This is a genomic window from Methylophaga lonarensis MPL, assembly GCF_000349205.1.
In the GTDB taxonomy this organism is placed as follows: Bacteria; Pseudomonadota; Gammaproteobacteria; order Nitrosococcales; family Methylophagaceae; genus Methylophaga; species Methylophaga lonarensis.
Genome location: NZ_APHR01000058.1, coordinates 1 through 21815 on the forward strand (window position 1 = coordinate 1; position 21815 = coordinate 21815).

General features: G+C 49.8%; 17 protein-coding genes. 16 read left to right on the forward strand and 1 reads right to left on the reverse strand.

What is annotated here, in order from left to right; genetic code table 11:
• Positions 1–12 precede the first annotated feature (12 nt).
• The gene (locus tag MPL1_RS10205; protein WP_009727058.1) at positions 13–477 is read right to left on the reverse strand and encodes a hypothetical protein; all 465 of its coding nucleotides are present in this window, start codon (positions 475–477) and stop codon (positions 13–15) included.
• A gap of 1233 nt (positions 478–1710) precedes the next feature.
• Between MPL1_RS10205 and MPL1_RS10210 the strand changes: the two genes are divergently transcribed.
• The 16 genes from MPL1_RS10210 to MPL1_RS10285 all read left to right on the forward strand — a co-directional run bounded on the left by MPL1_RS10210 (position 1711) and on the right by MPL1_RS10285 (position 21786).
• Positions 1711–2682, forward strand: coding sequence for an arsenic resistance protein (locus MPL1_RS10210; protein ID WP_009727060.1), 972 nt, complete (start codon positions 1711–1713; stop codon positions 2680–2682).
• Between the two features lie 58 nt (positions 2683–2740).
• Entirely contained in the window at positions 2741–3736 is a 996-nt protein-coding gene (locus MPL1_RS10215) for a hypothetical protein (RefSeq protein WP_009727061.1), read from the forward strand.
• 114 nt (positions 3737–3850) lie between these two features.
• Positions 3851–4312 (forward strand): (2Fe-2S)-binding protein, encoded by a 462-nt coding sequence (locus MPL1_RS10220; protein WP_009727062.1) that lies wholly within the window; start codon positions 3851–3853, stop codon positions 4310–4312.
• Complete coding sequence (locus MPL1_RS10225; RefSeq protein ID WP_009727063.1) at positions 4309–6630, forward strand: xanthine dehydrogenase family protein molybdopterin-binding subunit; 2322 nt, start codon at positions 4309–4311, stop codon at positions 6628–6630. The genes MPL1_RS10220 and MPL1_RS10225 overlap by 4 nt, the downstream gene beginning before the upstream one ends.
• Complete coding sequence (locus MPL1_RS10230; RefSeq protein WP_009727064.1) at positions 6630–7616, forward strand: XdhC family protein; 987 nt, start codon at positions 6630–6632, stop codon at positions 7614–7616. The genes MPL1_RS10225 and MPL1_RS10230 overlap by 1 nt, the downstream gene beginning before the upstream one ends.
• Positions 7613–8242: a nucleotidyltransferase family protein gene (locus MPL1_RS10235; RefSeq protein ID WP_009727065.1), complete on the forward strand. Its 630-nt coding sequence runs from the start codon at positions 7613–7615 to the stop codon at positions 8240–8242. The genes MPL1_RS10230 and MPL1_RS10235 overlap by 4 nt, the downstream gene beginning before the upstream one ends.
• 138 nt (positions 8243–8380) lie before the next feature.
• Positions 8381–8884 carry a MarR family winged helix-turn-helix transcriptional regulator gene (locus tag MPL1_RS10240; RefSeq protein ID WP_009727066.1) on the forward strand — a complete coding sequence of 168 codons (504 nt, stop codon included), beginning with the start codon at positions 8381–8383 and terminating at the stop codon, positions 8882–8884.
• A 44-nt stretch (positions 8885–8928) separates the two neighbouring features.
• Positions 8929–9453 (forward strand): YybH family protein, encoded by a 525-nt coding sequence (locus tag MPL1_RS10245; RefSeq protein ID WP_009727067.1) that lies wholly within the window; start codon positions 8929–8931, stop codon positions 9451–9453.
• A gap of 155 nt (positions 9454–9608) precedes the next feature.
• Positions 9609–11054 (forward strand): sensor domain-containing diguanylate cyclase, encoded by a 1446-nt coding sequence (locus MPL1_RS10250; protein ID WP_009727068.1) that lies wholly within the window; start codon positions 9609–9611, stop codon positions 11052–11054.
• Between the two features lie 190 nt (positions 11055–11244).
• Entirely contained in the window at positions 11245–13677 is a 2433-nt protein-coding gene (gene nirB / locus MPL1_RS10255) for a nitrite reductase large subunit NirB (RefSeq protein WP_009727069.1), read from the forward strand.
• A 9-nt stretch (positions 13678–13686) separates the two neighbouring features.
• Positions 13687–13992, forward strand: a complete 306-nt coding sequence (gene nirD / locus MPL1_RS10260) for a nitrite reductase small subunit NirD (protein WP_009727070.1) — start codon at positions 13687–13689, stop codon at positions 13990–13992.
• Positions 13993–14131: 139 nt separating this feature from the next.
• Positions 14132–16786 (forward strand): nitrate reductase, encoded by a 2655-nt coding sequence (locus tag MPL1_RS10265; RefSeq protein WP_009727071.1) that lies wholly within the window; start codon positions 14132–14134, stop codon positions 16784–16786.
• Between the two features lie 137 nt (positions 16787–16923).
• On the forward strand, positions 16924–18168 hold the full coding sequence (locus MPL1_RS10270) for a hypothetical protein (protein WP_009727072.1): 1245 nt from the start codon (positions 16924–16926) through the stop codon (positions 18166–18168).
• A gap of 360 nt (positions 18169–18528) precedes the next feature.
• Positions 18529–19392 (forward strand): nitrate- and nitrite sensing domain-containing protein, encoded by an 864-nt coding sequence (locus tag MPL1_RS10275; RefSeq protein ID WP_009727073.1) that lies wholly within the window; start codon positions 18529–18531, stop codon positions 19390–19392.
• Positions 19376–19999, forward strand: a complete 624-nt coding sequence (locus tag MPL1_RS10280) for an ANTAR domain-containing response regulator (RefSeq protein WP_009727074.1) — start codon at positions 19376–19378, stop codon at positions 19997–19999. Before MPL1_RS10275 ends, MPL1_RS10280 begins: the two co-directional genes overlap by 17 nt.
• A gap of 389 nt (positions 20000–20388) precedes the next feature.
• Positions 20389–21786, forward strand: coding sequence for a CmpA/NrtA family ABC transporter substrate-binding protein (locus tag MPL1_RS10285; RefSeq protein ID WP_009727075.1), 1398 nt, complete (start codon positions 20389–20391; stop codon positions 21784–21786).
• Positions 21787–21815: the final 29 nt, after the last annotated feature.

Below are 21815 nucleotides of genomic sequence, written 5' to 3' on the forward strand. Positions count from 1 at the left end.
CTTTTTAAGATTTCAKGGTAGTTGCGGACTCTCTTGATCCAGATACACCTTATCCAAATTGACCGAGTCCAGATTTGCTGCCAGCAAGTTATCGTTCTCATCAAATACAACGTAAGAATCTTTGCTTTGATTCATTAGTTGTTGCCATGCATGCTCATCTATAGATTTTTCTGCCTCTGGTAGAAATGTATAGAGTGCATATGATTCAAGACCTTTGATCGTGAGTGGCACAATGTGCTGGCGAAGCAATGAATTATCAGGCAAAGGGATGGTTCCGCTGACACTGTCGTATCTTTCGTTTAGAGCTACAAACGCACTGTTGTGGTCAGCTTTTTCGAAATTACGGGCTAGTTGGCTGAATGCCTCGTTAGCTGCAATCACGCTGTTGTTATTAGCAACAATCGCTGCGGGTGATTGATGGGTAGCAACCAGTTGTTCGGCTAATGCCTCACGATCTATTTTCGAACTAAACCACATAATTGCTCCCGATTAAAATTCTATCCTACCCTCAAAACTCTGTAGCGTGCAATCTAATTGCAAAGAGCAGAAATCAGTTGCTTTATCTTTCGGCCCTTGCCTTAAACAGAGAGTGTTTAAGCCTCTTATCCGCGACAGTTTTATTTTCTGGCTTTTCAGTTGCCGCTATGTGAGACAGCTGATTTTAATCATCGAGACAAACACTCAATTTGGAAAGTATTTTGAGTCTGAGCGCTCATGCCCAGTGTTGCAGGTAGATCCCTATTGAAGTCTGCGGATTCACATGCAACAGCGATGGCTCGTTGAAGATGAATCACACCAGCCAGTGGCTGCATTGAGAAGCGCCCGAGAGTGGAAATGCTTGAAAGCTTCTGGAAATAGTGCCTTTTGTTGGTTCAGGAATCTATGCCAATGCAAATTAACCTGACGTTCAAGTAACGATTACAGCTTTGATGCGAACGGCAGCAGATCAATACTCTGCACGTTCTGGCATCAGAGGCAGTAAAAATGTGGACTAGCTCTCAAATACTGAAAACCGTGGCAAATTTTCACATGAAACTAACGCCTCAAAAAACATAATTGCACACAATCTAACGGCAAGCTTACTCACCCATACAAGGAAATGATTCATGGACACTATTTCTGCAACAACATGTTACAACCACTGGGTAAAGCATTTTTCTGATCAGAACATTTTCGTGCACAACGGCAAAATCATTGACAGTGAAAGCGCATTTGCCTCATCGGGCCTTCACTCAGAGCCCAGCCCCAGTTTTGAAGAATGGCTGTCCTCACGGATTTGAAGTCAAAAAATGCAATGCTGAAGATTGCTTCGAAAAAGCCTTGGTTGTGAATTATCTTGGCCGAAAGCTAACCGTATGGCTGTCCAACGTGCTGCTTCAGCAAAAAGACCTTGAAATAGATTTCGATGAGGTCCTCTTCTGATCTGAGCGTGAGACTCGTACGAGGGTAGACTCGGCAGAGCAAGTAGATATCGGTGAGCAATCACTGCTGACACCCAGCGTTGGAGTGTTTTATCCTGTTTGCAAAAGAAACGGTGAACTACAGAAGCTTGATCTTGGCACGGTCTGCGATGAAGACCGAATTAACAGTCTGGCAGATCTCGCGGACTGGCCTTTTGGCAATTTGGATGAGCTCTGGACTCAGAGTTAGAGTAACGAAAAGCCTGAACTGATAGCAGGCTTTTCATAGATCAAAAATCAGGGAACGAATTTGACCCATCTCGAAGTCAGACCGCTTGAGCGATATCAGCTAGTCTGGTACCTGTTTGCCATCATTAACGGAATTGGCTTTGGGTTGCTATTACCGTCATTTGCAGATGGTCTGGCACAACTGACATGGCCTCTGCTGGCGTTGTTGCTGTACAGCACTTTTACACAGATTCCCTTGCAAAGTTTGCGATCCGCCATGCTGGATCGTCGATTTTTGATGTTGGCGGTTTGCGGTAATTTTGTCATTGTGCCAGCGCTGGTTTTTGCATTGCTGAAGCTGGTGCCCGCTGAGCCGGCTGTTCAATTGGGTGTGTTGCTGGTTTTGCTGGTGCCATGCACCGACTGGTTTATTACGTTTAGTCATCTGGGCAAAGGTGATAGCCGCTATGCGCTGGCGTTTGCGCCGATCAGTTTGATACTGCAAATCTGTTTATTGCCGGTTTATCTATGGTTGTTTGTTCCCGAGACATTTGCTGCGGCTGTTGTGCAAAAGCAAATGCTTCTGGCTTTTGCTGGCTTGATTGTGCTGCCGTTGTGTCTGGCTTATTTCACCCGAACAGTGGTTGACAGGTACTCATCCTCACCATCGTTAATGGACAGGCTGGCTGTTTGGCAGGTGCCTTTGTTGGCGATAGTGATGTTTATCATCAGCGCCTCTCAGGTCAGTCTGATTTTAGATTCTGGCGCGTTGTTGCTGCAATTGCTGCCGGTGTTTGTATTGTTTGCTCTACTGGCATTGCTGCTGGCGGCGATGCTGGGTTATCTGGGGCGATTGCCTGTGTTGCAATGGCGGGTGCTGGCCTTTAGTTTCAGCAGTCGTAATTCATTTGTGGTGTTGCCACTGGCTTTGGCATTACCGGCCGGTTATGAAATGACGGTGGTCACCATCGTGTTTCAATCGCTTGTAGAATTATTCCTGATGGCTTTGTTTGTCTGGCTGGTGCCGCATCTGTTTTTCAAACGAACGAATTGAAGCACCTAACGTCTGATTTTAACGATATCTCCCTTCACACTGATCTGGGTATGTCCGAATGATGTCTAAAAAAGTACTTGTGTATCCTTTGCTTGCCTTGATTTTGGTGGCAGGTCTGGTTCATGCCACTGTACAGAATCGTGCTAATCAGCATGCCCAGTTGATGGTCACAGAGTTGATTGAGTTATTTGAAGACAGAGGCATCAACATCAGTGTCGGCAAATTAACTGTCCAGCCATATAGCCGAGAAGTGACGGCACGCGATCTGGTGATTGAGATGAATGATCAGCCGCCACATCATGTTGGTGTGGTTCGGCTGACCGATATCGAATTCAATCAGGCACAGGACTTTATTCTGGCTATGCGGGTGGATGTGGAACAGGTCATCATGACCGTCACTCCTCAAATGGCTGATGAGATTCAACCTGAAGTCATCTGGCAGACGTTACAGTCCCTTGGCATGAAAGACGGGCAGCTTGCGCAGCATCAATCCATTTACTATCGATATAATCCTGAACTCGCCCAGTTGCAACTCAGATCCACAAGCCGTGTGCACCATCCTGATGATATCCAGAAAGTGCTTTATGAGTTTGATGTCAGCACTGAGTTCACTCAGATCCCCGATCTGGAGCAAATGCTGGCAGATCTTCGAACAACCGAAGAGCAGAGTAATCTGAGCATGCGTTGGCTGAGTACCGGGTTAAAGACCTTTTCAGCTGTGTACGTCGACAAAGGCTGGTGGCCAGCCTATCGTTCCACCGCCGCAAGCCTCTCTGGCGTCACTGAGCAGCATTTTCAGTATGCGTCAGCTGAGCAAGTGGCTACCTGGTTATGGGATTTGCCTTTCTTGCCGGCTTCAGCCAAACAAACATTAATAGAGGCCAGCACTGATTTCATCGCAGCGGATGCACCGCAGTTTCACTTTTCTGTTCGCGCATTGCCGCCGGAAGGGGTCAACATTCCAATGGCGTTTATGGCAGCAGTGATGAGTCCAAACGCAATGGAAAACTTTTTTGAATTTGATTTATCACTGAGTATGCGTGAAAATGAATGAACGTTCATTCAATTGCGCTGTCGCAATTTAAACCTGACAACAGCGTTTAAATATCGAGATATAACCGGGGCGCTTGTGCGCCCTGTTTTTTGATCAAAATCAAAGGAAAGCCTGATGCCTGTACTGACAATCAATGGTGAGCAGCGCGAGCTGCAATTTGCGGAGGATACGCCGCTGCTCTGGGCCTTGCGTGATGAGCTTGCAATGACTGGCACTAAATTCGGTTGTGGCATGGCGATGTGCGGAGCGTGCACTGTGCATGTCGATGGTCAGCCAACACGTTCATGTGTGACGCCAATCAGCGCGGTTGCTGGCAAATCAGTCACCACCATTGAAGCCATCGGTGAAGATGCTGTGGGCCAACAAGTTCAACAGGCATGGAATCAGCTGGATGTCCCTCAATGCGGCTATTGTCAGTCCGGTCAGGTGATGGCGGCGACCGCACTGTTAAAGTCGAATCCTAATCCTGATGATGCTGCAATCAATGCAGCAATGAGCGGCAACATTTGTCGTTGTGGAACCTACAATCGAATTCGTGATGCCATCAAGCTGGCAGCCAAGGCGGTGCAATCATGAATGCCAAAACACCCAAACAGATGACCCCGGAAGTTGCGATCAGCAATATTAGCCGTCGGCGGCTTCTACAAGGCTTTGCGCTGAGTGGCCTGGTGCTGGCAGTTGGAGTGCCAGGCGTATTGCTGGCCGGTGACGAGCCCGAAAAATTCGGCCGAGATGCCATGCCACATGGTTGGACTGATGACCCACTGGTATTTGTGGCGATCATGGCCGATGGCACAGTAAAAATTGTCTGCCACCGTGCAGAAATGGGCCAGGGCGTTCGAACCAGCCTGCCGATGGTGGTGGCGGATGAACTGGGTGCTGATTGGGCGCAGGTTGAAATTGTTCAGGCGCCGGGTGATGAACCCAAGTATGGCAATCAGAATACCGATGGTTCACGCAGTATGCGGCATTTCTTCATGCCGATGCGTAATGTCGGTGCGGCCGCGAGAATGATGCTCGAAGCTGCTGCCGCAGCCCATTGGGGTGTGGCGGTTGCTGAAGTCAAAACCGGCGTGCATGAGGTATTGCATCCGCAAAGCGGTCGTTCACTCGGTTTTGGTGAACTGGCTGAGGCGGCCTCAAAACTGGAAGTGCCAGAGCGAGATCAGCTGCAGCTGAAAACAGCTGAGCAGTTTCGCTATATCGGAAAAGGCAAAACGCATCTTGTTGATGGTTTGGACATGGTCAGTGGCAAGGCGATTTATGGCATTGATGTCACCTTGCCGGACATGTTGCATGCGGTGGTGGCGAGACCACCGGTATTGGGCGGTAAAGTCGTTGATTACGATGCAACCGAAGCATTGAAAATACCCGGTGTATTGAAAGTGGTGACAATTCCGGGCAGCCCTCCGCCAGCGTATTTCAACCCGTTGGGCGGCGTTGCGGTTATCGCCACCAATACCTGGGCCGCCTTGCAGGGCCGTAAAGCACTAAAAATTACTTGGGATCATGGTGAGCACGCCAGCTACAACTCGCCACAGTTTCGCGCCGAAATGGAGCAAGCTGCCCGTGTCAAAGGCGGTGCAGTCGTGCGTGATGAAGGCGATGTCTATCGTGCTCTGGAAAATGCAGCACAAACGTTTTCAGCCGAATATTACCTGCCACATCTGTCTCAGGCCCCCATGGAGCCTCCGGTTGCCACTGCGCGCATTGTTGATGGTCATTGTGAATTGTGGGCGCCGGTTCAGGACCCTCAAGCCGGGCGTGATCTGGTCGCGAGATGGCTGGAGCTTGATGCTGACAAGGTCACTGTCAATGTGACTCTGTTGGGCGGTGGTTTTGGACGCAAATCCAAGCCAGACTACATGGTAGAAGCCGCCTGGCTGTCCAGGAGCATGGACGGACAAGCGGTCAAAGTTACCTGGACTCGGGAAGATGATCTGCATCATTCCTATTTCCATACGGTTTCCGTCGAACGTATTGAGGCGGGTGTTGATGGGGATGGCAAGCCGGTTGCCTGGCTGCATCGAACCGTTGCACCGACCATTCTGTCGACCTTTGATGACTCTGCATTGGTCAAGATGCCGATTGAACTCGGCATGGGTGTTGTGAATGTGCCGTTTGCCATAGACAACGTGCGTATCGAAAACCCCGAGGCCAAGGCACTTACACGTATCGGCTGGTTCAGATCGGTTTCCAACGTGCCACATGCGTTTGCCATTCAGTCTTTTGTCAGTGAGATGGCCGCAAAACTGGATCGTGATGCCAAGGATTACCTGCTCGAAGTCATCGGGCCGCCACGCCAACTGAACCCCGCTAAACTGCTGGATAGCTGGAATTACGGTGAGTCGCCGGAAGAATATCCCATTGATACCGGCCGACTGCGGCGCGTGGTTGAAACAGTCGCCGACAAAGCCAGTTGGGGTAAAAGCCTGCCGGCTGGTCGCGGTCAGGGCATTGCCGCGCATTACAGCTTTGTCAGTTACACCGCTGCTGTGGTTGAAGTCGAAGTTGATGAAGATGGTGAGTTGTCGATTCCAAGAGTCGATATCGCCATTGATTGTGGCCCGGCGATTAACCCGGAACGTATTAAATCGCAGCTTGAAGGTGCTGTGATCATGGGCATCAGCCTGGCCATGCTGGGTGAGATTACCTTCAAGGATGGCGCTGTAGAGCAAAACAACTTTGATGGTTACCAGTTAAGCCGGATGGCAGATGCGCCTGCTGAGATTCATGTGCATATTGTGCCGGCGGATGACTATGACGTACCGCTGGGCGGTGTCGGCGAACCTGGTCTGCCACCGATTGCCCCGGCCCTGTGCAATGCGATCTTTGCCGCTACTGGACAACGCATCCGGGCATTGCCCATTGCGGATCAGCTGGAGCCGGCGTAATGGACAGTATGGACTTGCAAGTGCTTCAGGCCTTGCAGGACTGGCAACGGCAAACACAGCCCGTATGGCTGGTGACGGTGGGTCAGACGTTTGGCTCAAGTCCACGTCCTGCCGGAGCCATGCTGGCGTTGCGCGGTGATGGATTAAGCGTCGGGTCGGTGTCTGGTGGTTGTATTGAAGATGACTTGATCGACAAGGCTCGCGCCGGTGAGTTGAATCAACATCAACCGCAGATGCTCAGCTATGGTGTCAGTCGCGATGAAGCGCAGCGTTTTGGTCTGCCATGTGGCGGCGTCATGCAGCTGATTATTGAGCCAGTGCCTGCGGCTGCCAGCTGGCCCGGCGACGTGCTGACCTCAGTGCGTCAGCATCGGTTATTGGCGCGCTGTCTGGATATGCAAACTGGTCAGGTCAGATTGCAGGATGCCAGACTCAGTGATGAGTTCAGCTTAAACGACCAACAGATGACGGCGATACACGGGCCGCGCTGGCGCTTGTTGATTATCGGCACCGGCCAGACATCGGAATATCTGGCGCAAATGGCGCAGGCACTGGATTATCAGGTACTGGTCTGTGATCCACGACCGGATATGCTGCAGACATGGTCGGTGGCAGATTGTCAGTTGCTCGACAGCATGCCCGATGACGCGGTGCTGGAGCTGCAGGTGGATGGTCGTACAGCCATTATTGCGCTGACCCATGATCCTAAAATTGATGATATGGCGCTGCTGGAGGCGCTCAAATCACCGGCGTTTTATGTGGGCGCGGTTGGCAGCAAGAAAAACAATGCCAGTCGCCGTGAGCGGTTGGCAATGTTTGATCTGTCAGCCGCAGAAATTGCCCGTTTACATGGACCGGTCGGTCTGGCCATTGGCAGTAAAACGCCACCGGAAATTGCCGTGGCCATTGTGGCTCATCTGGTACAGGTGCGCAGTCAACTGGCTCAAACCCAGGCGATACAAAAAAACACGATGGTCTGTCAGTGACACAGATTCAGCCCGTTTTGCTTGCCGCCGGGCAGTCACGCAGGTTTGGCGAAAACAAATTACTGGCAGACTTTTGCTACGCTGGTGTCACGGCACCGTTGTTGGCTCATAGTCTGCAGCCTTGGCTGCAACAGTTTGAGCGGGTCTTAGTGGTAGTGCCGATGATCTATCAACCATTACAAAAGGCTTTACAGACTGCGCTTAATGACGATTATCATCGGCTCGACTGGCTGCCCAGTGCCCAGGCTGAGGCCGGCATGGGCCACAGTCTTGCAGATGCTGTCAGCGCTACGGCTGAGGCAGAAGGCTGGTTGATTGGTCTTGCGGATATGCCGCTGTTGCCAACTGAGGCGATTGCCGGTGTTGCGGATCTGCTCAAGCAGGGTGCTGTCTTGGCAGCGGCCCGCTATATGCAACGACAGGGACACCCGGTCGGGTTTTCCAGCCAGTTTTATTCGGCGTTATCAATACTGCAAGGCGACTCCGGTGGTCGGCATTTGCTAAAACAGCATCATGCGGCAATACAGTTTTTTGACTGTCAGCATCCAGGTGTGCTGACAGATGTCGATACACCACAAGCATTGCAGGCACTGCAGGCTTCAGCTGCAATTTCAACCAGCGGATAAGCTTGCTGTGCTGGCTTTTCTGATATTCCCTGTCTCCCATACCGTTCCTTATTATCACTTGTTTTAACCACACCGGTTCTAGCTGCCGGTAAAACAATGATTGACACAATTAGCTAGCTAACTATAATGGGGCTTACTATGTTGCAGCTGAAAGATCTTCCCAATGCCGAAGTACTCAGCAAGTTTGCTGAGCGCTACCCGGATGCCGATATTCACAAGGTGCTCCAGTTTCTGACTGTGTTGCGTATCGGCAGCGACTTATCGTTGATGTTGGACAATTTTCTGGCGGGTTACGGCTTGTTGCAGGGGCGTTGGTGGGTATTGATCCTGCTAATGCGTGAAGCGGATTTGACTACAACACCTTCAATTCTCGCCAGCAAAGCCGGGGTCAGTCGCGCAACGATGACCGGTTTGCTGGATGGCCTGGAACGGGAAGGACTGGTCAGCCGGGTGGCCGACAAACATGATCGGCGGCGGCTGGCCATTCAACTGACTGCAGCTGGCCAGGCCAAACTGGATCAGGTGATGCCCGCTTACTATCAACGTGTTAATGCGCTGATGGACAGTCTCTCTTCTACAGAGGCAGAGGAACTGATTCAGTCATTAAAAAGTCTGCATTCGCAACAAACGGTTTTTGAATAAGAGTGTCTTAACGATATCCAGTTTTTTCTGATAAGGAGTTAATTATGTGGAAACAATTAGTTTTGGCCAGCAGTTTGATGTTGGGTGTTAACGCCGGGCTTGTAGCCGATGACCACGGCCACCATCATCATGAGGGCCATGATCACTCCATGCATGACCACGATATGCACGATCATCACCATCATCATCCAACACCTGAGATGGTCGCCGAAATGGAATTTGATAAGTGGAATCAGCTGTTCAACCAGGGCGATAGTCAGGGGCTTGCGGCGCTCTACCTGGAAGATGCCACTTTGTCGCCCGGCAATGGTGAGATTCTGCAGGGACGCGAAGCGATTGCCGGCTTGTTTCAAGGCTTTTTTGATGCCGGGTTATTCAATCACCGAATTGAAATTACAGCGGTTAATTTTGCCTATGAAATGATGTCAGCCATCGGTCATTGGCATGCAGATGTTGTCAATGAATCGGGTGAAACTGTGACATATACTGGTGTCTTGCAGGTGGTATTTGTTGAAAACGATGATCTCGAATGGGATATCGGTTCGCATATCTGGAATATGAGTGAATAAGTCTTTTTTCACCAATCTGAGTAACTCAAAAGCCGGCATTGCCGGCTTTTGTTGTTTTAGGGCAAGCTCAAGCCAAAAACTTATTCCAGATCATGGTCAAACCGTGAAAATGACAATAGACTTCTCCATTTAGCTAATACTGAGTTGATTTATCAATGCCCATCCAGCGCCGAAAAAGATTTTTTCTGATCGTAATTAGTCTTTTGGTGCTCAGTGGTTTTGTCATCACCAGCCTGATTGGTTATTACGTTGCTAAAGACTCGATCTCAAGTCAATTAAGAGAGGAAATGCTGCCACTGACCAGTGACAATATTTACTCTGAAATCCAGCGTGACTTGCTAACGCCGCTACTGATTTCTTCGCTGATGGCCAATGATACCTTTTTGCGCGAATGGGTCGAGCAAGGTGAGCAAGATGCGGAGCGTATCTCTAATTATCTGGAGCAGATTCAACGCAAGTACAATACGATCACCGCGTTTTTTGTCTCCGATAAAACAATGAATTACTACCATCCCAGTGGCATACTCAAGCAACTGGATGAGGGTGATGCTGCGGATAGATGGTATTTCCGCTCGCGGGCTTTGCGTGATGATTATGAGATCAACATCGATCTGGACACTGCGGACCGCAGTCGATTGAGTATTTTTGTCAATTATCAGGTCAAGGATGAAAGAGGGCGTTTGATTGGTGTCACCGGTGTTGGACTGTCGATGGAAGCGGTGGGCCAGTTGATCGAGAGCTATCAGCGTCGTTATGGACGCCAGATTTATTTTGTTGACCGTCAAGGTGAGGTCACCTTGCATGGCGAGAGTTTTGACGAGCAACTGCACCTGCAAAATCGTGAGGGTTTGCAAAAGCTCTTTACCCGAATCCTGACTAGTCCCAGCGCCAGCGTTGAGTTTCAGGCAGAAGATGGTCGAACCATCTATCTCAACAGCCGACTGGTTCCGGAGTTTGACTGGTATCTGGTGGTTGAACAGGTGGGCTATCCTGATTCACAGAAAGTTGAATCTGCTTTGATCTTTAACCTGCTGTTATCGCTGGTGATTTGTGTTGTGGTCTTGCTCATCGCTCACTTTACGCTGCGTGGACATCAGCGTCGTCTTGAAGATATGGCAACGCGTGACAAATTAACGGGTGTTATCAGCAGGCAGGTATTTGAAGAGGTCTATGAACGTGCCGCTAAAGACGCTCAACGTCGAGAACAACCCTTATCACTGATCCTGCTGGATATTGACCACTTCAAGAAGATTAATGATGACTTCGGTCATCACCTGGGCGATGAAGTGCTGGTCGGTTTTGCCAACTTGACCCAGCGACATATCCGCCGGGAGGATGTGCTGTGTCGATGGGGCGGCGAGGAATTTCTGGTGTTACTGGAGAACTGTGATATCGAGCGTGCTACAGAAATTGCCAATCAGCTACGTGAACAAGTCAAACATCATGCCTTTCACTCCAGCCAGCAATCTCTGCAAATTACTATCAGTGCCGGTGTCGCGCAATTGCAGCCTGGTGAGTCAATGAGCATGTTATTACGGCGTTGTGACAAGGCGTTGTATCAGGCAAAAAACGAAGGCCGTGATCGGGTTATTTCCATCTAAGTTCATAGACTGCGGAAAAGTTTTTGCACCTGTGATGGTCGATGTTTTTTAATGGTGCATGCAAAATACTTGTTTGCACCATTAATGCGCATTTTAAATACCTCTATTATTTCTTTCATAGTAAAATCAACAGCTTAAATTTTGGCATTATCATTGCTAACTCCAATGCGAACAAACTTTGGAGCAGTAGATGAAAGAGAAATTGGTGCTGATTGGTAACGGCATGGCAGGTGTTCGCACGCTGGAAGAAGTGCTGAAACTGTCACCGGACAAATACGAGATCACCGTATTTGGCGATGAACCGTACGGTAACTACAACCGGATCATGCTGTCGCCAGTGCTGGCGGGTGAAAAAACCATCAACCAGATCATGATTAACGATTTGCAGTGGTATCAGGACAATAACATCACACTGCATGCCGGAAAAAGAATCACAAAAATTGATCGTGTGAACTGTCAGGTCATCAGTGAAGATGGAACTGTCGCTGATTACGACCGCCTGCTGATGGCAACAGGTTCACGTCCATTCATACTGCCTATTCCGGGAAGCGATTTGCCGGGTGTGATCAGTTTTCGCGATATCGCCGATGTTGATTTCATGCTGGAAACAGCTCAGACACATAAAAAAGCGGTAGTGATTGGCGGTGGCCTGTTAGGGCTTGAAGCGGCTAATGGACTGATGATTCAGGGAATGGACGTGACGGTCGTGCACTTGACCGATGTGTTGATGAATCAGCAGTTGGATAAACCTGCTTCCGACATGATGCTGGAACAGCTACAGGCCAAAGGACTGAAGTTTTTGATGCAGCATGAATCGGCTGCTATCGAAGGTGATGGCCGGGTTGAACGCTTACTTTTCAAAGATGGCAGCAGCATCGACACCGATCTGGTGGTGATGGCAGTGGGCATTCGACCTAATGCCGAGCTGGCCAAATCTGCAGGAATCTACTGTGAGCGTGGCATTGTTGTTGATGACACCATGCAAACCTATGATCCAAAAATTTATGCGGTAGGTGAGTGTGTACAACATCGTGGTCTGACCTTTGGTCTGGTCGCACCATTGTTTGAACAGGCTAAAGTCTGTGCCAATCACCTTGTGCACATGGGTATCGCCAGATACATGAGCAGCATTACCTCCACCAAACTCAAGGTGACAGGCATTGATTTGTTCTCAGCTGGTGACTTTATCGGTGACGAATCAACCGAAGATCTGGTTTTCAAAGATGCTGCCAGACATGTTTACAAGAAACTGGTGATCAAAAATGATCAGCTGGTCGGCGCGGTGCTGTATGGCGATACCGTCGATGGTGCCTGGTACTTTCAGCTGATGCGTGATGGCACAGATGTCTCCAGTTTGCGAGAGTTCATGCTGTTTGGACAGCATCATCTGGGCGATTCCGGGCATGGTGCTGCCAATGCGGTAGATGGCCTGCCTGATGATGCCGAAATTTGTGGCTGTAATGGTGTTTGCAAAGGCGATATCGTCAAGGCTATCACCACAGAAAGCCTGTTCACGCTTGATGAAGTCAAGGCTCACACCAAAGCGGCCGCCTCATGTGGATCATGTACTGGACTGGTCGAACAACTGTTGGCCTCAACACTGGGCAGTGACTTTAACGATACCCCCACCAAGAAAGCCATGTGTGGTTGTACAGACATGAGTCATGGTGAAGTCAAAGCTGCTATTCGTGAGCAACAGTTGAAGAGCATTCCAGAAGTTATGCAAGCATTGGACTGGAAGACGAGTGATGGCTGCCATAGTTGTAGACCTGCACTGAATTATTATCTGCTCAGCACCTGGCCCAACGAATATGTTGACGATGCACAATCACGTTTTATCAACGAGCGGGTGCATGCCAATATCCAGAAAGATGGCACCTATTCAGTAGTGCCACGTATGTGGGGCGGAGTGACCAATGCTCGGGAATTAAGAGCACTGGCCGACATTTCAGACAAATACAACGTACCCACCGTCAAGGTTACCGGTGGCCAGCGGATCGATTTGCTGGGCGTCAAAAAAGAAGACCTGCCCAATATGTGGGCGGATCTCAGCGAGGCAGGCTTTGTGTCAGGCCATGCCTATGGCAAATCCCTGCGTACTGTAAAAACCTGTGTCGGGAGTGAATGGTGCCGGTTTGGTACCCAGGACTCAACCGGGCTGGGCATCAATATCGAAAAAATGACCTGGGGTTCATGGACACCGCATAAATTCAAGATTGCGGTATCGGGATGCCCGCGTAACTGCGCCGAGGCCACCATTAAAGATCTGGGTGTGGTGTGCGTTGATTCAGGCTACGAACTGCATGTCGGCGGCAACGGCGGTATCAAGGTCAGAGCCACCGATTTCTTATGCAAAGTGTCCACCGAAGAAGAGGTAATGGAATACACCGCAGCCTTTATGCAATTGTATCGGGAAGACGCACATTATCTGGAACGCACTGCGCCATGGATTGAACGGGTCGGTCTGAAATCGGTCGTGTCACAGCTGGTCGACGATCCGGACAATCGCAAACTGCTGGCCGAGCGCTTTTACGAGTCACAAAAAAATGCGCAGGAAGATCCCTGGGCGCAACATGCTGCCACTCAGCGTGAAAATTACATTCCTATCAAGCAAGTCGGTTAAGAGGTCAGCATGAATTGGACAGAAGTGGGGCCATTGTCGGCCATCCCGCAGAAAGGCGCGCGCGTTATCGAAACCAGCGATGGTGATGTTGCCGTATTTCGAACTTCAACAGATGAGGTATTTGCATTATTTGATCAGTGTCCACACAAAAAGGGACCACTGTCACAGGGCATCGTTTACGATAAGAAGGTCGCCTGCCCGTTACACAACTGGGTGATTGCACTGGACAGTGGCGAAGCCACCGGTCCAGACAAGGGCTGCACCCGCAGCTTTGCAACCAAAGTAGATAACGGAACGGTATTTATTGCGCTATGAAGTCCTGGTTTATCAGTCCTGATATTGACGGCAATCACTTCGATAGCGCGACCATTTCGCAGCATCGCTCTGTGACTGACCGTCAACAAACTGCGCCAACCACAGTGACGATGCGAGCAATCAGATCCGGGAAATTATCGTGACTTTAGCAACCACCACTCGAACCACTTGTCCATATTGCGGCGTTGGCTGCGGCGTACTTGCTTCGACGCTTGAAGATGGCACAGTGGAAATTCAGGGCGATCCTTTACATCCCGCCAATCTTGGAAGGCTTTGTTCCAAGGGCAGTGCGCTGGGTGAAACGGTGGGCCTTGACGGGCGGTTGTTACATCCGGTGGTTGATGGCAAACAGGTCAGCTGGGATGAGGCATTGGATACCGTCAGCGAACGTTTGCAGACGATTATCCAAGAGCACGGCCCGGATTCTGTGGCCTTTTATTTGTCAGGGCAACTACTGACAGAAGATTACTATGTTGCCAACAAGCTGATGAAAGGCTTTATTGGCAGTGGCAACATCGATACCAACTCACGTTTGTGTATGTCGTCTGCGGTGGCAGCCTATAAACGTGCCTTGGGCAGTGACACCGTACCCTGTAGCTACGAAGATCTGGAAATAGCCGATTTGCTGGTCATTGCCGGTTCCAACGCTGCCTGGTGTCATCCGGTGTTATTCCAGCGTATCAGTAAGGCGAAAGAACTACGCCCCGATATGAAAGTCGTGGTGATCGATCCACGACGAACCGCCACCTGTGATCTGGCTGACCTCCATCTACCGGTGAAACCAGGCAGTGATGCCTATTTGTTTAACGGCTTACTCAACTATTTGAAGCAACACGACAAGCTGGATTGGCGTTTTATCGAGCAGCATGTGGATGGTTTTGCCGATGCATTACAGGCAGCAAAAACCTCATCAGCCAGCATTCCGGCCGTCGCCGCGGCGTGTGAACTGCCAGAGAGCGATGTTGCCGAGTTCTTCCGATTATTTGCTCAGACCGAACGCAGCATCAGTTTTTATTCACAAGGCATCAATCAGTCCTCTTCCGGTACTGATAAATGTAATGCCATTCTCAATTGCCATTTAGCCACCGGTCGCATCGGTAAACCGGGCATGGGGCCATTTTCAATCACCGGACAGCCCAATGCCATGGGCGGCCGCGAGGTGGGTGGTTTGAGCAATATGCTGGCGGCGCACATGGACATTGATAACCCTAGCCATCGGGATCTGGTCAGCCGTTTCTGGAAAACCGACCGACTAACCACCACCCCAGGTCGCAAAGCGGTCGATATGTTCAAGGATTTGGGCAGCGGAAAAATCAAGGCTGTCTGGGTACTGGCGACCAATCCGGTGGTCAGCTTGCCAGAGGCTGATGCGGTTAAAAAAGCACTGGAACAATGTGAATTGTTGATTGTGTCGGATATTGAACAGCAAACCGATACCACGCGACATGCACATGTTCTGCTGCCTGCGTTGGCCTGGGGTGAAAAAAGCGGCACGGTCACCAACTCGGAACGTCGAATTAGTCGACAACGGGCTTTTTTACCGGCACCCGGTGAAGCACGAGCCGATTGGTGGATGATTGCTGAAGTTGCCAAACGCATGGGCTTTGCCGAGGCTTTTGACTTCAATTCGGCGGCTGATGTTTTCAGAGAGCATGCCGCCTTGTCAGGCTTTGAAAATAATAACTTACGAGACTTTGACATCAGTGCTCTGGCGACGATGTCCGATAGTCAGTTTGAACAGCTGAAACCGGTGCAATGGCCAGTGAATGAGGCTGCGCCTAAAGGCACCGCGCGTTTGTTTACGGAGCATCAGTTCAATACGGCCAACGGCAAGGCCAAAATGATTGCAGTTGATCCACGCCTGCCGGCGAATCACTGTGATATCGAATATCCCTTGGTACTCAATACCGGCCGAATTCGTGATCAGTGGCACACCATGACTAGAACCAGTCGCGCACCGAGACTGGCAGCACACATGCCTGAACCTGTGGTGGAAATTCACCCGATGGATGCCGCTACCTGGCAACTCAAGGATGGGGCACTGGCGGAGTTGACCAGTCGATGGGGACGTTTGATTGGCAGGGTAAACCATAGTAATTCCCAGCGTCCGGGCAGTGTGTTTGTGCCGATTCACTGGAACAGTCAGTTTGCAGCACTGGCAAGGGTAGCGACTCTGGTCAATGCGGTCACGGATCCGCTTTCCGGTCAACCCGAACTCAAGCAAACACCGGTCAGTATTAGAGCTTTCAATGCTGAGTGGCATGGTTTTGTGTTGTCTCGACAACCACTGGATCTGGGCGATACCGCCTACTGGGTCAAAGTACGCGGTGAACAATTCTGGCGATATGAGCTGGCGGGCGAATCGGCGCTGCCAGAAGCGAGTGAATGGGTAAGAGTGTTACTGGGACCTGAAGGTGACTGGCTGGATTTTTCTGATCAAAAAGCCGGCCGTTATCGTGCTGCCAAGTTTTCAGGTGACAGTTTGCAGGCCGTGGCATTCATTGCCAGGGATTTCCAATTGCCGCAGCGTCAGTGGCTATCTGAGCTGTTTAGCCGAGAAACTCTGAATCAAGCGGAACGCATGAGTCTGCTATCCGGAAGACCGGCTTCCGGACTGCCTGATCAGGGAAAAATGATTTGTGCCTGTTTTGGTGTGGGTGAAAAAACCATCGAACAAGGTATTTGTGAACGCCGTCTGACCAGTGTCGATCAGATAGGGGATGCACTTAAAGCTGGAACCAACTGCGGTTCCTGCATTCCCGAGTTACAGCAGATGTTGCGTCGTCTGCAATAGCAATCTTTCATTCCATCCAGCCTGACGGGCTGGTTCAACGGAATGTCATCCTAATACTCTGCAAAGAAGCAGCGTTATCTTTTGGTAATTAAGCTGCGTATGCCTTTGGGTGTGCGTGGCTTTTAGAGGAAACGCTCATGTTAAAAAGTAAAAAACCACTGGTTCTGACCTGTCTGGCAGCAACATTTTCAGGTCTGGGCATGTCAACAACCGCGATGGCTGGTGATAGTTTCATTGAGGCACTCAAAGGGGGCAAAGTCAGCTTCGTTTCAAGGGCGCGTTATGAGTCAGTCAGGCAGGATAATGATCTAAAAAATGCTCATGCCAATACGCTGAGAACCGCATTGGGTTATCGCACAGGACAGTTTCATGGCTTCAGTGGCTTTGTGGAATTTGAAAATGTGACTCGATTGGGAGCCAATCGCTACAACAGCACCACAAACAACAATACTGATTATTCAGTTGTTGCCGACCCGACCGGTACTGAAGTCAATCAGGCTTACTTTGCCTATCAAAACTTTGATACTACGTTCCGGCTGGGAAGACAGGATATTACCTATCGTCAGGCGCCCATGCATCGATTTATCGGTAATGTGCTGTGGAGACAGAATCACCAAACCTTTGATGCCTTGAGTATTCAAAATACCTCATTGGCGGATACCCGTCTCAGTTATGCCTACATCGACAAAGTGCATACCATTTTTGGGCGTGATAGGGACTTTGGCATCATCAAGAACGGCAAAATCGATCTGCATGCGCATTTGTTCAATGTGCAATACAACGGCCTGTCGTTTGGTCAGTTGGAAGGCTATGCCTATCTGCTGGATTATCGTGATGCCAAGGAAACCTCTTCTAAAACGCTGGGTGGACGTTTTGCCGGTTCACAGCCTCTGAACGAGCAGTTCAGTCTGGTCTATACCGCTGAATATGCGAGTCAGGATGACTACCGAAGCGGCACTATGTCACGGCAGAACTATTGGCTGGCAGAACTGGGTGGACGATATATGGGCTGGACTCTGAAAGCATCCTATGAGGTGCAGCAGGGCAATGGCACGGACAGCTTTAAGACACCCCTCGGTACTAATCATGCTTATCAGGGTTGGGCAGATCAATTTCTCACTACGCCGCCACAGGGTCTGAAAGACCGTTATCTGACGCTTGCAGGTCCGATCATGGGCGCTCAGTTTGTTGCCTCGTGGCATGACTACAAGACCGATAAGGACAGTCTTGATGCCGGTCACGAGTTGAACCTGATGCTGCAAAAGACCTTTAATCAGCATTACACCCTGGGTGTCAAATATGCTGATTACCGGGCCGATAGTGAGTTTCCATCCTTGGTGGATACCAAGAAGCTCTGGATTTATGGTCAGGTAAGTTTCTAAAGGGTTGGCGCATTCGGCATGCTGACGTCTGGCCACCGCTCCGGGCACAGATGTCAGCATGTCGAGATGCACCAAGTTTGATCGTCATCATCAACCCAATGTCCACAATGAAGCATGGCTTAGATTTACTTCCTTTATAAGCTTATGAAATAAAAGAGGTTATCGGTTGGCACGGCTTATGCAAAACCTATTTTGCATACCACGTCAAGGAGGCGTTGCCATGACTTACATTGTTGATTTGATTTATTTGGTCAAAGAGCTTTGCAAGCTCTGCTTCATGGTCATTTTGTCACCATTAGGGTTGATGGCGGGAGTCTTGTTCGCTTGGTAACAATGGCTGCCGATTACAGGGATAGAAACATGTCTTCTTATCTGTCGGTAATGGTACTGATTGTACTGTTCGCTGCTGTGATGGCACGTATGTCTGTGCTGAGATCACAAGCGATTGAAAAAATGCAGCGGGGGCTGGATTTGCTGATTTTTATTCGGCAGGTCATGGACAGCAGCCAAAAGCATCGGGGTACTGCCAATGCCTATGTGCAAGGTAATGACCGACTCAGATCGCAATTGATGTCGATACAGTCGGGTCTGGACCGAGCACTGGCTGACGGCAGTGTCGAGGCGTTAAAAAACTTCCCTCAGTGGCAGTCATTCAGTGATCACTGGCCAAGGTTAAAACAACATGTGCTGGATAAGGATCTCAAACCTTTCCACCTGATTCGTCAGCATAATCTGATGATTGAAAGCCAGTTGTCCTTATTTGACGATGTGGCACGTGCGCATGATTTCCACAAGCTGATGCTGGACAACAAAACCCGTGTATCAGAGTTGTGTCTTGATACCTTGCACGCTGCAGAAACCATTGGCCAGGCGCGAGCCATCGGCTCAGGACTGTGTGTCCGTGGCAAGGCAGAAGGTGCCGATGCAATGATGCTCGATTTTTTGCGACGGACATTAAAAAGTCACACTGATGAGTTATTACGGGAACTGTCGATGATTAACAACGACAAGCTCAATCAAACACTCAGGACTGAAGCTCAAAAAATTCAGTCTTTGATGCAGGTATTACTCAGCACGATAGAACAGAAAATTTTGATCGACGGAGCGATTCAAACCGACTCCCAGCACTATTTCGAGATCGCCAGTCAGCCAATTGAGGCATTGCTGCGATTGTTTGGACTCATTATCGACTACACACGAAACCATTATGCTGAACTCTATTGATAGCAAAACCGCGACATCTTTCAATACGCTTGTTTTCTGTGACAAACCATTGCTCAGTCGACAGCTGCAATCTGCACTGGCCGGTACTGACTATCAGGTCACACACTGTGCCGAAACACTCCAGGCATTGTTGGCGGTTCCGCTCACGGATGAGCCGACTGTATTGTTAATGGCCGTCGAAGAGTGTCATCAAGATTTGTTGAAATTGCTTAAGATGATTCATCAACAAAGGCCGATGCCTGTGGTGGTATTCACCAGCCAGTATGATGACAGTGAATTGGAAGAAGCCATTGATGCAGGCGTCAGTGCCTACATTGTTGACGGTTTGCAGCCGCAACGACTACTCCCGGTATTGAAGCTGGCCCAGGCACGTTTTCGGAAAAATCAGCTGCTGGAAAAACAGCTTAACGAGCTGAAAACTGCTTTGGAAGATCGCAAGGTGATAGAGCGTGCCAAGGGCATGATCATGCAACAAAGAAACTGTTGTGAAGACGAAGCCTATCGCTTGATTCGAACCGCAGCGATGAACCAGAACATGCGGATGGCCGCTTTGGCTAAAAACATTCTATCAACCACTGATTTGATAGACAGTCCGCTGAAAGTTTAAGGAGCTTTTGAATCACCTGCGCTGTCCGGCTCTGGTCTGCGCTTCACGCCATGCTTAAGCAGAACATCATCCATGCTCCGCTTTAGGTATGGCTATGCCGGATACATCGATTTACTGGATGTTTCCCGGCTGAATTAACGCACAATATTGGTGCGCATGCTGCACCATATGATTGTTTTTTAAGCATTAAATCCCCCATGTAAACAATTACCAAGGGATAACTGCATGAAAAATAAGGAGTAAAAAATACTTGTTTAAGGCTGGCACAGTCTCTGCTGTACAGCTGCTATCAGACCCAGTGGCGGGTTCTTTCAAAACAGGCAACCGGATAACGACGTCCCTGACCTTCATTCATCCTTCTCATAACTGTTATCTGTCTGGAGTTAAACATGAACAGACCACTGTTTAGTCACCGTAAACCCCGGGGTATTTTGGCAGCAACGATTATAGTTGCCTCAGCCATGATGATGCCCACATCGATTGTTGAAGCGGCTTCTGGCGCTTTGGAAAAAGAAGATTTAAGACTTGGATTCATCAAGTTGACCGATATGGCGCCATTAGCGATTGCCTACGAGAAAGGCTTTTTTGAAGATGAGGGCCTGTATGTGACGCTTGAGGCACAGGCCAATTGGCGTGTACTGCTGGATGGTGTCATTGATGGCACCTTGGATGGTGCACATATGCTGGCCGGACAACCGATAGGTGCCACGATTGGCATTGGTACTCAAGCCGATGTGGTGACTGCCTTCAATATGGATCTCAATGGCAATGCGGTGACTGTCTCCAATGATGTTTGGCAACAGATGAAACCTCATATCCCGCATGATGAGGCAGGTCGACCAATACACCCGATTTCTGCAGAAGCGCTGAAACCAGTCATCGATAACTTTGCCGATGCGGGTCAGTCTTTCAATATGGGCATGGTGTTTCCATTATCTACCCACAATTACGAGCTGAGATACTGGCTGGCTGCGGGTGGCATACACCCCGGATATTATGCGCCGCACAAAGGTGATAGCAGTGGTCACCTGGAAGCGGAAGCCCTGCTGTCAGTGACGCCACCGCCACAAATGCCTGCGACTATGCAAGCTGGCACAATTCATGGCTACTGTGTCGGTGAGCCATGGAATCAACAAGCGGTGTTCATGGGTATTGGTGTTCCGGTTGTCACCAATTATCAGATTTGGCAGAACAATCCAGAGAAAGTGTTTGGGGTCAGCAGAAGTTGGGCTGAGCAAAATCCCAATACTCATGTGGCTTTGGTCAAGGCTTTAATCCGGGCGGCACACTGGCTGGATGCCGATAACAATGCCAACCGGGAAGAGGCGGTACGAATTCTGTCTCAGCCGCACTATGTCGGTGCCGACTTCGACGTGATCGCTAACAGCATGACCGGTACCTTCGAGTATGAAAAAGGTGATGTCCGCGAAGTCCCTGACTTCAATGTGTTTTTCCGTCACCATGCCACCTATCCCTACTACAGCGATGCTGTCTGGTTTTTGACCCAGATGCGTCGCTGGGGACAAATTCCTGAAGCCAAGCCTGATAGCTGGTTTGACGAGATCGCAAGACAGGTTTATCTGCCCGAAGTGTATCAATTGGCGGCTCAAGCGCTGATTGAGGAAGGCAAGTTAAGTGCTGAGGATTTCCCGGACTTTTCTGTCGAGACCGGCTACAAACCACCGCAGTCAGGTTTTATTGATGGAATTGTGTTTGATGCTACACAGCCATCTGCCTATCTCGAGCAGTTTGAGATCGGTCTGAAAGCTGATGAGGTGATTGACTAGCAACCCTGTGTGGCCGGTCTGATACCTCG